Consider the following 14,642-nt stretch of genomic DNA (forward strand, 5'->3'; position numbering starts at 1 on the left):
TTATTTTTTCTCATCTTTTTTCGTCTGAGAGGTTTTCTTTTTTGCATCAGATTCTTTCTCTTTTTTCTCCTGATCGGCTTTTGACTGCTCTTTTTGTTCAGCTGTTTCATCTGTTTGGCTTGCATCTGAGGAGTCATTGGTGCTCGTCTCCGTTGTTTCTTTTTCTTCATACTTCGCCATTTCCTTAATGATTGGATCTAGCTGTTTTTGTTTTTCTTCAGCAGATAGGCTGTCGTCATTTTGAATTTCATTGCGGTAGGCGACGAGCGCTGTGAATATGTATCGGTCGTCCCCGAGCACCCTTGCAATATCCAGAGCTTCCTTGCTATTGCCTTGTCCAATATGAATCCAGAACAGGAAGTATTGCGGGTCTGTCTGCAATGTGTACGTATCCGTGATTTCTTTTTTGTGCTGGTCAAGCAATAGATTCCCTTGATTCGTTTGCACATACGAAATGGCCAGTTCATATTGAAGAGAGACTGGCATTTGATCGGCTTTGTATTTTTCGAGCGTATCCACCACTTGGCTGTACTGTTTGTTGAGATAATATTTATTCGCTTCCACATACGCTTCTTGTTTCGGCATGGCGAAAAAGAACGTGTAAATGGTATACACCAATGCAGGAATCAAAAGAACAAGGAGACCAAGTCCAATGTATCGTTCGATCTTCCATTTCTTTTTTGGAATGGTTAAGAGCGTCTTTTCTTTTGCTTCGATGGCTTCTATTTTTTGTTGAATCAAAGCAGACAATTCTTCCAGCGACTGTGTATCACTTATTTCCTTTGCCTGCTCAGATAATTTCAACGTATCATGATAAGCCAAATATTCTTGAAACTGATATTCATGGTCCACCACTCGAAGAATGACGGCTTTGACCTCTTTTAACAAACGTTGTTGGTCGGTTTCATATGGCGGGATGCTTTCTTTGACCCCGTAATGCAAAAATGCAGGCGCTAAGCCTTGATGAAAAACAATGTTTTCAGGAGAAACAATAGGATGCAGCCGCTTCACGTCGTGTTTGCACACTGCATCGACAAGCTGGTATGAAAAAATCCATTTGCTTTTTTCATCCTTTGCATGGATGAAACGAAATTCCTGATAGGCAGGAGGCGGTTGAATCGAAATGATGACCTCACCTTCGGTTAATTGGATCTCTTTTTTAAATGAAGGATTGATGTCTTTAATCGGTGCCGCTTCTAAACCGTCTAAGAGTTTAATTGTCTCTCTTTGAAAAATGAAGGTGTAAGTGCCTTCCTCTTTTTTCATGACTGCTTCTAATTGTTCTTCTAAATAGGAACTCTTTTTATCTGCCATTTACAAAAGTCCTTTCATAGTATTTCCAGCCTGTCTCCTGTGGTGATTCCACAGTCTGACAGCTTATATTCGCCTGAAAACACAGCTTTCTTATTGACTACACGCACCCATCCGCCATCTCGTTTAGGTAGTGAGATTTGTTTTGCCTGCCAGGCGATATGGATGACTTGTTTAATATGTAAATAATTTGATAGTCTCAAATCAAACACACTGCCATCATAGTTTTTTAAGTCGATGGTAATATCGATATACACAAATTTCCACCTCACAAAATAGAAAGAGCGCCGGCATCAACTGACAGACTCGGCGCTTTTTCTGCTTTTCACACTTAGAAAGGAAATCCCTTTGATTAGCCGCGGATTTGGCTAGCGATGTCTTGGTCAGTGCTTTCAAGTGTATTTGCAGTTTGATCAAGCTGATTGCTGACATCTGTTAATAGATCAGACATTTTGATGAATGAAGGTTTAAGCTGTTCGTATTGATCAGCAAATGCTTCACTAGAAGCACCTTCCCACATTCCTTTTAGGTCAGAGATCATTCTATTTAGACGATCAACTTGGTTTAACACTTCTTGACTTTCAACACCATATTGCTTAGCGGTCGCTCTTAGTTCTTCTGGGGTTACGCGAATAATTCCTGACATATTCCTCATTACCTCCCGTGCATAGCCGCCATATAATGGGCTAATCCACTTATTTTTTGACGTTATTATTATAAAAACAGAAATGATACACAGTCAAACAAATCTGTTTTTATTTTACAAAATGAGTCTATAGAATTACTGTTTTTTCGCTCTTTATCTAGTATTTAACAATTTTTTGGTCATATATTCTTAATAAAAGAGCGTGCACTTCGATGAATCTTTCCGCCTATTGATTTTTTACTACATTATTATTGTACTATTTCTTTTTGTGATCAACGCATGACCAATGTGCTCATTTCTCAAGCTTTTTGTTTTTTTAATAATTATGGCATTTTCTTGTTGATTTACGTACCTGATTCTCTTCATAATGTAAGTACGTGAAATATTCGAAAAAGCAGGGGTTTTTTATGACAAAAAAGACAGATCCATTTAAGTATAGCCTTGATCGTTTAGAGGATGTGGCAGACCAAATTAGTGATGTGCTCAATTGCCCTATTACTATAGAAGATACTCATCATCGATTATTAGCCTATAGCACACATAATGATTTCACTGATCCCGCCAGAACTTCAACCATTATCTCCCGCCGTGTACCGGAAAAAGTCATTAATCGGCTTTGGAAAGACGGTATCATTCCTACACTCCTTAAAACAGATGAACCGCTTCGCGTACCTCAAATTGCAGAAGTCGGTCTATCCAGCAGGGTTGCCATTTCCATATGGAAAGACAAAGAGGTGCTCGGCTTTATCTGGGCAATTGAATCCACGCAGCCTTTTTCAGATGAAGAAATGGACCTTCTCAAGATGGCAGCACATGCCGTGAAAAACAAATTACTCAATTTACAAATTCGAAAAACGAAAACAGAAGAACGCAATCAGGAGCTATTTTGGAAGATGCTCACAGGACATATTCATGAAAAGGATGAGATGCTTGATCTCTTCTTGAGGCTTGGGATGAGGTGTCCAGACACGTATGCGATTATTATTTTTCGCCTTCGTGATGAACTCACAGAAGATACGGAAAAGAAGCTCTCCTATCTGCTTGAAACAACGCAGCAAGTGCAGGTGCTGTTAACGACTGTTGATTTTAACGAATTCATTATTCTTGTCTCGCCAAAAACAGAACATCCGCTTCAAGATATTAAACAATTCACAAGCGGCATGCTAAAGCAGTTGTCTGATCGGTATCAACTCCATGACGTTCAAGCAGCCATTGGTGGAATTTACGATCACATTACTCATATTCAGCCATCCTATAAAGAAGCACTGGCCGTCTTAAAAACAAAAGAACGCTTTCCTGTGGAAACAGAACAATTAAACAGCTTTTCTGAACTGGGTATTTATCAATATTTAGATGTGCTTGCTGAAAAACGAAAGGGATCGTCTTATTCCAGTTACTCTTTATCAAAGCTTGAGGATTACGATCTCAGGCATCATTCCAACCTCGTCGAGACCCTTGAACGATTTATTGATTGTGACAGCAACGCCAATATCGCCGCAAAGCAGTTAAATATTCATATCAACACACTGAATTACAGACTGAAGCGGATTACGGACATTGCAGAAATTGATTTAAAAAACATGAATGAGAAAATGACCATTTATCTTGATATGAAGCTAAAAAACGTCCCTTTGTGAAATTTCACAAAGAGGCGTTTTTTAATTTTTTCATTCAACCGAAGAATTTTCTAAACTTTCAGGATACACTAGACATACAATATCAATAGATAAGCATAGGAGGAATTGATATGATCATCGGCATTCCGAAAGAGATTAAGAACAATGAAAACCGGGTCGCATTAACACCAGGAGCAGCATCTCAATTGCTTTCAGCTGGACACCAGATTTTAATCGAAACGAACGCTGGTTTTGGAAGCGGATTCACTGATGACGATTATGTATCTGTTGGTGCAGAGATTCTTGATCAAGCGAAAGATGTGTGGGCATCTTCTGATATGATTATGAAGGTAAAAGAACCATTACCAGAAGAATATGCTTATTTCAGAGAAGGTCTGATCTTATTTACGTACTTGCACCTTGCAGCAGAGCCCTCCTTGGCTGAAGCATTAAAACAAAAAGGTGTGACAGCCATTGCTTATGAAACGGTAACGGACGGAAAATCACTCCCTCTATTAACGCCAATGTCTGAAGTAGCAGGTAGAATGGCTGCTCAAATTGGTGCTCAATTTTTAGAAAAGCCAAAAGGCGGAAAAGGCATTTTGCTCGCCGGCGTGCCAGGAGTATCGAGAGGGAAAGTCACCATTATTGGCGGCGGTGTCGTTGGAACAAATGCAGCGAAAATGGCGATCGGACTTGGCGCAGATGTCACCCTTATTGATGTAAATGCGGAACGATTACGTCAGCTGGACGATCAGTTTGGTCATCAAATGAAAACGTTAATGTCTAATCCTGTTAACATTGCAGATTCAGTGAGCGAGGCAGACCTGCTCATTTGTGCGGTTCTCATCCCAGGTGCTAAAGCACCAACCCTTGTCACAGAAGAAATGGTGAAACAAATGAAGCCTGGTTCTGTCATTGTCGATGTAGCCATTGACCAAGGCGGGATTGTGGAAACAATCGATCATATCACAACACATGATCAGCCTACTTATGAAAAGCACGGCATTTTACATTATGCTGTTGCCAATATGCCAGGAGCGGTTCCGAGAACATCGACAGTTGCTTTAACAAACGTCACGGTCCCATACGCACTGCAGATTGCAAATAAAGGCGCTGCAAAAGCGATCAAAGAAAACAAGGCGATTGCTGAAGGCGTCAATGTGATGAATGGACATATCACCTATGAAGCTGTCGCTCGTGATCTCGGCTATGATTATGTGCCTGTTAGTAAAGCCCTTGAAACGTCTTCCATGACCGAAGCTTAATATCTAGCCCGCCCTTTTCAGGGGCGGGTTTTATTGTTAACCTAAAATAAAAATGAGTTGACAAAAAAACCTCTTCCCCTTAATCTATTTGTACAGATAAGACAGGGGGAAATATCATGCAAAAGAAGACAAGAACAGCTGACTTTGTGCTCGTCGGGATGTTTGCTGCACTCATGGCTATCGGAGCCAATATCACATCCATTGTGCCATTTTTACAGGTCGGCGGAATCCCACTTACGATGCAGCCGTTTTTTTGTGTGCTTGCTGGTCTTTTGCTGGGCAGACGACTTGGCGCATTGGCCATGATTGTCTATGCTCTTGTTGGGATCGCTGGTGCACCTGTATTCGCACAGTTCTCGGCGGGTCTCGGCGTTATTTTAGGAAAAAGCGGTGGCTTTGTGTTATCATACATTCCTGCTGCTTGGCTTGCCGGATTCATTCTTGAAAAAAGACAAAACCCTGGTTTTGGCCGCTTTTTATTTGCAGCCATTGCAGGAACGACCGTGATGTATGTGATCGGGACAACTTATACATACATCGCATTAAATGTATGGCTGAACGCACCAATCTCTTATCAAACCACATGGTTCTTCATGATGTGGTTTATGGTAAAAGACTACGCACTGACCATCCTCCTTGCGATGCTGGCACCTAAAATTTATCGATCAGTTTCAAAAGCCACATCCTTTCGAAAAGAACAAACAGCTTCCTAATATCAGAAAAGGTTCCTTTACTCTATGAGTAAGGAACCTTTTTTCATTTATAGCATAATTGCCGCAAGCCAGCCGAACAAGACGAGCGGGATATTATAGAAGGCGAATGTTGGGACACATGTACCCCAAATGTGGTGATGCTGTCCATCCATATTCAGTCCAGATGTTGGTCCGAGTGTACTGTCGCTTGCAGGTGAACCTGCATCTCCTACAGCCGCAGCTGAACCAATAATCGCAATAGTCGCCATTGGGCTGAACCCTAAGTGTAAACAAAGCGGGACAAAGATCGTCGTAATAATCGGAATCGTTGCAAATGATGAGCCAATGCCCATTGTCACTAGCAGACCCACCAGTAGCATTAAAATGGCCGCTAAGCTTTGGCTGTTTCCGATAAATTGAGAAGATGCCTTGACGAGAGATTCAATATCTCCTGTTTTCGTTAAAACATTGGCAAATCCAGCTGCAACAAGCATGACAAATCCGATAAATGCCATCATGTTCATGCCAGATGTAATCAGCGCATCTGCTTCATCGCGTTTCATCATTCCCGTTACAAACAAGACAAGCAGGCCTGCAAGCGCACCGAAGATCATCCCTTCGACTCCAAGGCTTTGAGAGAGATATAACTGAACAATAAGTGATACAAGGATCGCAAGTCCAGCAAAGAATAAGCTCTTTTTTGTATATGCTGATTTTTCTACATCCGTAATGTCACGATTCTCATATGTTTTTGGCTTACGATAGACAAAGAGTGAAACGATCAAGCCAAGAACCATGCCGCCTACAGGAATCAGCATCGCATACGGAATGTCTGCTAAATTCACTGTTAAACCTGCATCTTTCATGTTGTCACGAAGCATTCCGTGAAAAATCTGTCCAAAACCGACCGGAAGCAAAATATATGGTGCAGTAAGTCCGAAAGTCATCACACATGCTAGTAGTCTGCGGTCAATTTGAAGCTCGTTAAACACCTTTAATAATGGCGGGATTAAGACCGGAATAAAGGCAATATGAACAGGAACAACGTTTTGAGAAAAACAAGATACGATCAAAATGACCAGAATAATGAGCACTTTTGATAATGTTTTTCTTCTTGAATCGCCTTCTTTTCCAAGAAGCTTCACAGCTCCTTCGACCATGGCATCAGGAAGACCCGTTTTCGTCAGTGCGGCTGCGAATGCACCTAATAGTGCGTAACTAATCGCCACTGTCGCATTTCCGCCAAGACCGTCAGTGAACGCTTGAACTGTTCCCCCTAGACCTAATCCACCTGCAAGTCCGCCCGCTAAAGCGCCAAGTGCCAGCGCAATCACGACATTGACCCGCAGCAAGCTTAACATCAACATTAAAACAACCGCTAAAACAACTGCATTCATGGTGAAACCTCCGAAATCCTTTAGTTTACTAATGTAGTAGATAATTAAAGTACCAACGTATGTTACCATAGAAAATTTACTTCGTCAAATGGCGTATGTCCTACATAAAAAGCTCTGCCAGTTGGCAGAGCTCAGATTGTTGACAAAGGGCTAAAATGAATTTTATTTTAGCCCTTTGTCTTCTTTTCAGCGTGATAGAAAACCTTTGCAGTCTAGGAAGGACGAGCATCGGCGCGGAGCGAATTTGACATTCGTGAGCACCGAAGCGCAGGACTGACACCGAATGCGAGGGTTTGTCTACACGCTGAGCTCTGCCAGTTGGCAGAGCTTCCGTTGTTATTTCTTCGGTTCAAATCGTTCCACAAATGTTGCTAATGATCTGACCATCACACCTGTTGCTCCTGTTGGACCAAAGCATGAAGGCTTTTCTGTCGTGGCTGTTCCTGCAATATCTAAGTGAACCCAAGGGGTGTCTTCAGCGAATTCCCCAATGAATGCACCTGCCATGATCGCATGACCATCACGACCTGGTGAGTTATTCAGATCAGCCATTTTGCTGTTTCTTACTCGTTTTTTATCTTTTTCGGTGATTGGCAGCTGCCAAATCATTTCCCCACATTCTTCTGATGCCTCTTTAAACTGGGCATACAGTTCATCGTTATTGGTCATCACGCCTGTTGTTTCATTCCCAAGTGCCACAATGACACCGCCTGTTAATGTCGCAACATCCACAAGCACAGAGGCACCATGCTGCTTCGCATAGGTCACACCATCTGCTAAAACAAGACGGCCTTCTGCATCCGTGTTAAGCACTTCGATTGTTTTGCCGCTTAGTGAGACAATGACGTCATCTGGCTTCATCGCATCTGCTGAGACCATATTATCTGTTGAGGCGATGACCGCAATGACATTCTGCTCTGGACGAAGTTCACCAATGATTTCCATTGCACCTAAAACAGAGGCTGAGCCGCCCATATCTGTTTTCATCCCCACCATACTTGCTCTTGGCTTTAAGGAATACCCGCCTGTATCATACGTAATCCCTTTACCGACAAGACCGATGACGTCTGTCCATTCTTCCTTGCCTTGATATTTCAATACAATCAGCTTCGGTGGTTCTGTTGAGCCTCTATTAACGGCTAGAATAGCGCCCATTCCGAGCTCTTCCATTTGTTCTTTATCTAAAATTTCAATCTCGAATTCATATTTATAAGCAAGCTCTGCCGCATAGGATGCAAGATCAGAGGACGTGAGCATGTTCGGCGGCATATTCACAAGTGTACGAGCCGAATTGACCGATTGTCCGTAGACTTCGCCCACTTTCAAACTTGCCTGAATTTCTGCAGTATCATGATCCGTTGTTGCATAAACAAATTCGATAAAGCGATCCGGTTCATTCGTTTTATGTTTAAAATCTTGTAATTCATATGTAGCTAAAAGGCAGCTTTCAGAAAGGGCATGGGCTGCATCTTGAACAGGCAGATCCTTTCCTGTAAATGTATCAAGCAAAACCGAAACTGCTTGCTTTTTATCTTGATGAAGCTTTTTAAATAAATGCGCAAACACTTCCTTTGCCTCTTCAAACGTGTAATCTGACTCCTTCCCAAGCCCGACAAAATAAATGCGTTTAATGCCGGTTTCAGGGGATGGGAAAAATTTCGAAAGCTGATTTCGCTTAGACGAAATATCGCCTTCTTTTAATAATTCAGTGATTCTTCCTCCATGTAACTCATCCATTTCTTTTGCTTTTCCTGATAATTGGCTCTTTTGAAAAAGTCCGATGGCCAGTGTATCTTTATGTTGCAACTCATTTGTCGAGAAAAACATATTTATCACACGCTCCTTCAATGAACTCCATATTTCACATTGGAACTTCTATTATATCAAAATTTATGTGCTGATACGATCATTGCCAGCCTGTCTTCCCTTGAAGAACATTTATATTTTGGCACGCGGAAGGGTATCATGAAAAAGCGGCAGCGATCTATAGCAGCCTGTCCATGGTCTCCTCGTTCCACATCTACTTTCTTTAATGTTATAATGAACATGGACTTGGCAACAGTTCTTACTGCCATCATTTTTTTATCTTACTAGGGTAAATACTTTATCATTTCGCACGTTATTTTTTCTTAAAGAGAGGATGTTTCTTGTTCATGAGCGTACTGACGAATTTCCCGCTGCTTGCCAGCCTTGCAGCCATCTTTTTTGCACAATTTGTAAAAGTACCGATTCAATTTATCATTTCTAGACGACTAGATTGGTCGCTCATTACAAGCACAGGCGGAATGCCAAGTTCACACTCCGCAGCAGTAACAGCACTCTCAACAGCAGTTGCTTTAGAGCACGGGCTAGGAACATCTATTTTTGCCATTTCCGCCATCTTTGCCATTATTACGATGTTTGATGCGACAGGTGTTCGCAGACAGGCAGGAGAACAGGCAACTGTCCTGAACAAACTGGTCACAGATTTTAACCGGTTTGTTGCCGAGGCAAAGAACTTCCCAAATGCGGAAGAAAAAGAGAAGCAAAAGAAATTGAAAGAGCTTCTTGGGCATAAGCCGATTGAAGTCTTCTTCGGCGGCTTAACAGGAATTTTGCTCACACTCATCTTAGATTATTACTTCATGTAGAAACGAAAAAGCTTTGGACCTTTTGAGATCCAAAGCTTTTTTATTCTTTATTGGCTTGAAACTGCTGCCGGAACACTTGCATCGATTCTGCTTCATTCAACTGATTTAAGTCTTTTTCTGTCAGCGTCCCTTCACCCTTTTTAATCACATAAACGTCCAGCACTTTTTTACCCCATTCTCTATACACATCATCAACCGTTTCATAATATAAATCAAGCTTATGACCTTTAATCGCTTTCCCAGTATCTGCGACTACACCATAGCCATAATTGGGGATAAACAGGACAGTTCCTATCGGAAAGACAGATGGGTCCGCTGCCACGGTTGAATATAAATCACGTTTTACTTTGACGCCTGAATATGTAATGCCATATGCATGATGTTCTTTCGTCTTACCTGTTGATTCTACACCTGCTGTATAACCTGTGGCGACAACCTTTTGCTTCGGATAATCGTTCCAATTAAATGCTTCTTCGAGAGAAACAGCACGCAAATCGTCACTTTTCACCGCCATCGTCTGCCTTTTTGGATGCTTTAAAAAAGAAGATACGTGCTTACCGGCATCGGTCTCTTTCACCCATGCAGCTAAATCACTTGGCTCTACGCCAGATATGCCCGTAAAGCTTGTCATCAAGGCAAGCATAAACAGGGCTGTCATGAACAATCGTTTCATCCATGTTTTCATTTCTATTTGTCACTCCTCTACCCATCTATTTGTTTCCAAACAAAATGGAAACTATGCAAAGGAGAAACAAAAAAACCCACTTGCGTGTAGACAAGTGAGTTAAAACATTTGATAGCCTCTTTTACGAAGGGCATTGATGACAAAACCTGAGGCAATGGCACCAATTAGACCACTTAATAAAATGATGATATCTGCCGCAGCAAGAGAAACGATGCGGTCTCCTATCCCGGAAAAAGCAATACCTGGTTCTCTTACATAAGCGATCATCTTTTGATTATTGATAATGAAAAGGCATACAATTGGATATAAAATTGCCATAATCCATGACATTCTCAGCAGCATATTCAGCAAAAAGCCAATGCCGAAGAATAACACGAAAAATAAAATAACTGAAATGATAACGACTGGTAAACTGATCACTTCATCTCCACCCCCAAATATCCCATCATTAGTTTAACTTGGAAATAGAGATGAAGTCAATCAATGGAAAAAGCCGTAAGATTAATGCTTCTTTCCTGTCCCTTTACATTCCTCACATGTTTCTGATCCGCCGAGCAATAACTGAAAGTATCCTTTTCCTGAACAATACTGACAAGTTGACTTTTTTTCTTTCGTTTGTGCATTCATATTGCTCACTCCTTAATCTAAATTTTCTGATAATTCATCATAACATATTTTTCTGTCCAGTACCAAGTGAGAAAATATTCCGTCAAACATGAAAAAACGTGTACCACAGGGATACACGTTTTTGTCTATATCGGTTTAGAAGAACTTGAATTTTCCTTTTTTCAGAACAAGTCCTGGTCCGCCAACCATGAATAATGAACGGTTGTCGATGATTTTTTTCATTGCAGAAGCTTTTGTTCCTTGAAGTTTTTTACCAAACGCAACACCTACAGCGTCGTGTTCACCAAGAGAAGCAACTGTTCCTTTGATGTCTGGCTTAAAGCTTTCAAGCGTGCCACCTTTTACTAGTGCTGCAAGGTTTTTCGCTACTGTTTCACCTTGCTGCATCGCAATTTGTGCAGTAGGTGGATATGGACGATTAATTTCTTCATTGATGATTAATGAGCAGTCACCGATGATGAATACATCTTCATTTTCTGGTACACGAAGATCTGGAGACACTTTTACGCGGCCGCGCATGTTTTCAAATCCAGCTTCTTCAACGATTGGGTTACCACGTACACCAGCAGCCCATACAACAGTTTCAGCTTTGATTTCTTCTGTATCATCGTCTTTTCCAACAATGATGCCTTCAGGCGTACATTCTTTGATCGCTGTACCGATTTTGAACTCAACACCTTTACCTTGAAGGTAGTTCATCGCATAGTCGATCAATTCAGGATCAAATCCTGGAAGAGCTGTTGGTGCAGCTTCTACACAGATAATACGCACGTCTTTTTGATCAATATCATACTCTTTGCAAAGCTCAGGTACACGGTTTCCAAGCTCACCAAGGAACTCAATACCTGTGAAGCCTGCACCGCCGACAACGATAGTTAGACGCTCTGGACGCTTTTCAGCATCTGTATTATAAGTCGCAAATTGAAGCTCAATATGCTCACGAAGCTGACGAGCAGAGTTGATGTTAGAGATTGAGAATGCATATTCTTTCAGTCCTGCAATACCAAATGTTTCAGGAACAGCACCAAGCGCAACAACAAGGTAGTCATAAGAAAGTTCGCCATCTGATGTCACAACTTTCTTCTCTTCCTTATTAATGCTTTCAACTGTTGCTTGTACAAAGTTGACACGGGAACTGTTAATCACATCTTTGATTTGATAACGACAACGGTCATGATGAAGAGTACCTGCACTTGCTTCATGTAACCATGTTGTTTCGTAATGATAATTGTGCTTGTTCACAAGAGTAATGTCCGCATCATTTGTGCCAAGCTGTTTTGTTAATCTTGTTACAGTCATTAATCCGCCATAACCTGCACCTAATACAACGATTTTCGGTTTATTCACTGGAATCACATCCACCTTTTTTAAATTTGCTGTAAAACGGATAAAGAATTACATATCGTTATTCTCAACCGCTTTGCGGCATTTTATGAAATTTAAACAAAAAAATAAGTATGTGAAAATCTGAACTTTCACCTACAAAAAACGAAAGCATTTGACCGTATCCGACAAAAATTCATAAAAAATTAATATTTAGTTCCCTTAACAATAATAGCGAGTTCTGCTCCTTTTTTCAAGGCTTTAAACTGAAAATCCTTAGGATAAACGGTCTTTCTCTCTTTTTTCCCCTTTTCACAGCATCGGCATCAAAAAACGACAAGTTTTTCAAAACAAGTCAAACGACGATATGTGGTATGATATGATATAGTGATAACAATTTTCATTTGGGAGGATTAAGGAATGCAAGAAGATTCTAAGGTATATGACATTACCGTTATCGGGGGCGGCCCAGTCGGATTGTTTACTGCGTTTTACGGGGGCATGAGACAGGCAAGTGTGAAAATCATTGAAAGCCTTCCTCAGCTCGGCGGTCAACTATCCGCTCTTTACCCTGAAAAATACATTTATGATGTGGCTGGTTTCCCAAAAATCCGCGCACAAGAATTAGTTGATAATTTAAAGGAACAAATGGATAAATTTGACCAAACCATTTGCTTAGAGCAAGCTGTGGAAACGGTTGAAAAACAAGCAGACGGTATTTTCAAACTCGTTACGAATCAAGAGGTTCATTATTCAAAAACAATCATCATTACAGCTGGTAACGGTGCATTCCAACCGAGAAAGCTTGAGCTAGATGCAGCAGAATCATTTGAAGGAAGCAACCTGCATTACTTCATCAATGACCTGAACCAATTCGCTGGCAGACGTGTTGCTGTTCTTGGCGGCGGAGACTCTGCGGTTGACTGGGCACTGATGCTTGAGCCAATCGCAAAAGAAGTATCGATTATTCACCGTCGTGATAAATTCCGTGCACATGAGCACAGTGTAGAAAACTTGCACAACTCGAAAGTCAATGTGCTGACACCATTTGTGCCAACTGAGCTCATTGGGGAAGACCGCATTGAACAAATTGTGCTTGAAGAAGTGAAAGGCGATAAAAAACAAGTACTAGATGTGGACGATGTGATCGTCAACTTCGGTTTTGTTTCCTCCCTTGGACCAATCAAACAATGGGGCCTTGAAATCGAAAAGAACTCTATCGTGGTCAAATCCACAATGGAAACCAATATCGAAGGCTTCTATGCGGCAGGAGACATCTGTACGTATGAAGGAAAAGTCAAATTAATCGCAAGCGGATTTGGTGAAGCACCAACTGCTGTGAACAACGCCAAAGCTTACATGGACCCGAAAGCTCGTGTACAGCCGCTTCATTCCACAAGCTTATTTGAAAATAAATAAGAACGGATCAAAAAAAGGAGTTCCATCTGCGGAACTCCTTTTTTGTTTATTTAAAAATCCCAATATAGGCATTCGCCATTCCAAGTACCATTGCAGCAAGTAACACCACAACAATTCCTGCCACAACCAAAATCACCCGATCCTTCACACGTTCCTTTTTCGGAAGCGGCTTGTCTATCCCGCAAGATGGACATGTTTTTGAACGATACGGAATCAGTTCATGACAGTTCCTGCAATTGATTTGTTCACTCAAACCTCAGCAACCTCTTTTCTGATGACAGTATATGTTTGGTTCTCATGATACTCTTTTCGAGTGGAAATAGCCAGTTGTGAGGACAAGCTGTAACAAAATTGAGCGATTTACAAATTGTTTAAGAAGAAATGGAATCAATGAAGGTTTGATTGGTTCAGCCGATATAGGAAGTAGAAGATCGTCATGAAGGATAGGTGGAAAGATGATAAAGCGTTTCATGATTAGTTTGAGCTTGTTACTGATGATTGGCGGTTCAGTTGAAGTGTTTGCAAAAGACTATAACAAACACTATGTTCAATTCGCTGCCGGATTGAATATGGATGTTGATCAGCTAGAACCTTTTTTAACACATGTGTCTACTTCGATTTTAGATGCTGGTTTGAGTGATCAAGAAATCAAACAGATACTCACCAACGTTCAAAAAATGAATAAAAACAATGAAACAAAAAGAATGGGCATCTTTGAAGTGGTTTATCTTGGAGAACGAGCCAAGATGAAAATTGAGGTTGAAGTCCATGTGGAAGATGGCAATAAAGAAGTGGTGATCTATATGTTTAGCACCCAAGAGTTGGTGGATGTCTTGGATAAAGAACTATTGAAAATAGAAGAAGCAATTTGAGAAATAGACGCTGAATGAGTGTCTTTTTTTCTAAGCTGCCAGTAATAATTTCTCTATTTTTGTAAATTTTATTCCTGAAAAAAACTGTTTTCATTAATATCTACTAGCTTAACATGAGAAAAATCGTAAGGAGATAATGCAGTTCTCTTTCTCTGA

16 protein-coding genes are annotated in these 14,642 nt (G+C 41.0%); 6 read left to right on the top strand and 10 right to left on the bottom strand.

What is annotated here, in order from left to right; all coding sequences use genetic code 11:
- From essB to V7L95_RS02750, 3 genes are all read right to left on the bottom strand, one after another.
- The gene (essB, locus tag V7L95_RS02740; RefSeq protein WP_007500453.1) at positions 1-1,314 is read right to left on the bottom strand and encodes a type VII secretion protein EssB; all 1,314 of its coding nucleotides are present in this window, start codon (positions 1,312-1,314) and stop codon (positions 1-3) included.
- A 14-nt stretch (positions 1,315-1,328) separates the two neighbouring features.
- On the bottom strand, positions 1,329-1,568 hold the full coding sequence (locus tag V7L95_RS02745; protein ID WP_008345897.1) for an EsaB/YukD family protein: 240 nt from the start codon (positions 1,566-1,568) through the stop codon (positions 1,329-1,331).
- 95 nt (positions 1,569-1,663) lie between these two features.
- On the bottom strand, positions 1,664-1,957 hold the full coding sequence (locus tag V7L95_RS02750) for a WXG100 family type VII secretion target (RefSeq protein WP_003213769.1): 294 nt from the start codon (positions 1,955-1,957) through the stop codon (positions 1,664-1,666).
- A gap of 407 nt (positions 1,958-2,364) precedes the next feature.
- Here V7L95_RS02750 and V7L95_RS02755 point away from each other — a divergent pair, with 407 nt between their 5' ends.
- The 3 genes from V7L95_RS02755 (at position 2,365) to V7L95_RS02765 (ending at position 5,554) form a co-directional block, all read left to right on the top strand.
- Complete coding sequence (locus V7L95_RS02755) at positions 2,365-3,594, top strand: PucR family transcriptional regulator (RefSeq protein ID WP_008345900.1); 1,230 nt, start codon at positions 2,365-2,367, stop codon at positions 3,592-3,594.
- A 110-nt stretch (positions 3,595-3,704) separates the two neighbouring features.
- Positions 3,705-4,841, top strand: coding sequence for an alanine dehydrogenase (gene ald, locus V7L95_RS02760; RefSeq protein WP_017358929.1), 1,137 nt, complete (start codon positions 3,705-3,707; stop codon positions 4,839-4,841).
- A gap of 116 nt (positions 4,842-4,957) precedes the next feature.
- A complete protein-coding gene (locus V7L95_RS02765) occupies positions 4,958-5,554 on the top strand; it encodes a biotin transporter BioY (protein ID WP_041091835.1) in 597 nt (198 codons plus the stop codon).
- 47 nt (positions 5,555-5,601) lie between these two features.
- Here V7L95_RS02765 and V7L95_RS02770 read toward each other — a convergent pair whose 3' ends face one another.
- Together V7L95_RS02770 and V7L95_RS02775 are read right to left on the bottom strand one after the other, a co-directional pair.
- The gene (locus V7L95_RS02770; RefSeq protein WP_048002195.1) at positions 5,602-6,930 is read right to left on the bottom strand and encodes a Na+/H+ antiporter family protein; all 1,329 of its coding nucleotides are present in this window, start codon (positions 6,928-6,930) and stop codon (positions 5,602-5,604) included.
- A 336-nt stretch (positions 6,931-7,266) separates the two neighbouring features.
- Positions 7,267-8,757, bottom strand: coding sequence for a leucyl aminopeptidase (locus V7L95_RS02775; protein ID WP_340967945.1), 1,491 nt, complete (start codon positions 8,755-8,757; stop codon positions 7,267-7,269).
- Between the two features lie 326 nt (positions 8,758-9,083).
- On the opposite strand from V7L95_RS02775, the gene V7L95_RS02780 reads away from it, so the two are divergent.
- Positions 9,084-9,560: a divergent PAP2 family protein gene (locus tag V7L95_RS02780; RefSeq protein WP_008346791.1), complete on the top strand. Its 477-nt coding sequence runs from the start codon at positions 9,084-9,086 to the stop codon at positions 9,558-9,560.
- A 40-nt stretch (positions 9,561-9,600) separates the two neighbouring features.
- Here the strand turns inward: V7L95_RS02780 and V7L95_RS02785 are convergent, their stop codons facing one another.
- The 4 genes from V7L95_RS02785 to V7L95_RS02800 form a co-directional block, all read right to left on the bottom strand.
- Complete coding sequence (locus tag V7L95_RS02785; RefSeq protein ID WP_007500437.1) at positions 9,601-10,245, bottom strand: 3D domain-containing protein; 645 nt, start codon at positions 10,243-10,245, stop codon at positions 9,601-9,603.
- Positions 10,246-10,344: 99 nt separating this feature from the next.
- Complete coding sequence (locus V7L95_RS02790) at positions 10,345-10,665, bottom strand: YuiB family protein (protein WP_003212933.1); 321 nt, start codon at positions 10,663-10,665, stop codon at positions 10,345-10,347.
- An 81-nt stretch (positions 10,666-10,746) separates the two neighbouring features.
- On the bottom strand, positions 10,747-10,872 hold the full coding sequence (locus V7L95_RS02795; protein ID WP_008346797.1) for a YuiA family protein: 126 nt from the start codon (positions 10,870-10,872) through the stop codon (positions 10,747-10,749).
- Between the two features lie 135 nt (positions 10,873-11,007).
- Positions 11,008-12,225: an NAD(P)/FAD-dependent oxidoreductase gene (locus tag V7L95_RS02800; protein WP_162149727.1), complete on the bottom strand. Its 1,218-nt coding sequence runs from the start codon at positions 12,223-12,225 to the stop codon at positions 11,008-11,010.
- Between the two features lie 390 nt (positions 12,226-12,615).
- Between V7L95_RS02800 and yumC the strand changes: the two genes are divergently transcribed.
- Positions 12,616-13,614, top strand: coding sequence for a ferredoxin--NADP reductase 2 (yumC, locus tag V7L95_RS02805; protein ID WP_008357239.1), 999 nt, complete (start codon positions 12,616-12,618; stop codon positions 13,612-13,614).
- Between the two features lie 46 nt (positions 13,615-13,660).
- Here yumC and V7L95_RS02810 read toward each other — a convergent pair whose 3' ends face one another.
- Positions 13,661-13,867: a hypothetical protein gene (locus tag V7L95_RS02810; protein WP_008346803.1), complete on the bottom strand. Its 207-nt coding sequence runs from the start codon at positions 13,865-13,867 to the stop codon at positions 13,661-13,663.
- A 202-nt stretch (positions 13,868-14,069) separates the two neighbouring features.
- Between V7L95_RS02810 and V7L95_RS02815 the strand changes: the two genes are divergently transcribed.
- On the top strand, positions 14,070-14,486 hold the full coding sequence (locus V7L95_RS02815; RefSeq protein WP_340967947.1) for a hypothetical protein: 417 nt from the start codon (positions 14,070-14,072) through the stop codon (positions 14,484-14,486).
- Positions 14,487-14,642: the final 156 nt, after the last annotated feature.

The sequence above is a fragment of the Bacillus sp. PPSBB_11 genome (assembly GCF_038023285.1).
GTDB lineage: Bacteria > Bacillota > Bacilli > Bacillales > Bacillaceae > Bacillus > Bacillus altitudinis.

Excerpts from the sequence above, each read along its gene's own strand:
- V7L95_RS02775 (WP_340967945.1), bottom strand. The coding sequence starts at position 8,757 with ATGTTTTTCTCGACAAATGAGTTGCAACATAAAGATACACTGGCCATC.
- V7L95_RS02765 (WP_041091835.1), top strand. The coding sequence starts at position 4,958 with ATGCAAAAGAAGACAAGAACAGCTGACTTTGTGCTCGTCGGGATGTTT.
- ald (WP_017358929.1), top strand. The coding sequence starts at position 3,705 with ATGATCATCGGCATTCCGAAAGAGATTAAGAACAATGAAAACCGGGTC.
- V7L95_RS02785 (WP_007500437.1), bottom strand. The coding sequence starts at position 10,245 with ATGAAAACATGGATGAAACGATTGTTCATGACAGCCCTGTTTATGCTT.
- V7L95_RS02795 (WP_008346797.1), bottom strand. The coding sequence starts at position 10,872 with ATGAATGCACAAACGAAAGAAAAAAAGTCAACTTGTCAGTATTGTTCA.
- V7L95_RS02780 (WP_008346791.1), top strand. The coding sequence starts at position 9,084 with ATGAGCGTACTGACGAATTTCCCGCTGCTTGCCAGCCTTGCAGCCATC.
- V7L95_RS02750 (WP_003213769.1), bottom strand. The coding sequence starts at position 1,957 with ATGTCAGGAATTATTCGCGTAACCCCAGAAGAACTAAGAGCGACCGCT.
- yumC (WP_008357239.1), top strand. The coding sequence starts at position 12,616 with ATGCAAGAAGATTCTAAGGTATATGACATTACCGTTATCGGGGGCGGC.
- V7L95_RS02755 (WP_008345900.1), top strand. The coding sequence starts at position 2,365 with ATGACAAAAAAGACAGATCCATTTAAGTATAGCCTTGATCGTTTAGAG.
- essB (WP_007500453.1), bottom strand. The coding sequence starts at position 1,314 with ATGGCAGATAAAAAGAGTTCCTATTTAGAAGAACAATTAGAAGCAGTC.
- V7L95_RS02815 (WP_340967947.1), top strand. The coding sequence starts at position 14,070 with ATGATAAAGCGTTTCATGATTAGTTTGAGCTTGTTACTGATGATTGGC.
- V7L95_RS02770 (WP_048002195.1), bottom strand. The coding sequence starts at position 6,930 with ATGAATGCAGTTGTTTTAGCGGTTGTTTTAATGTTGATGTTAAGCTTG.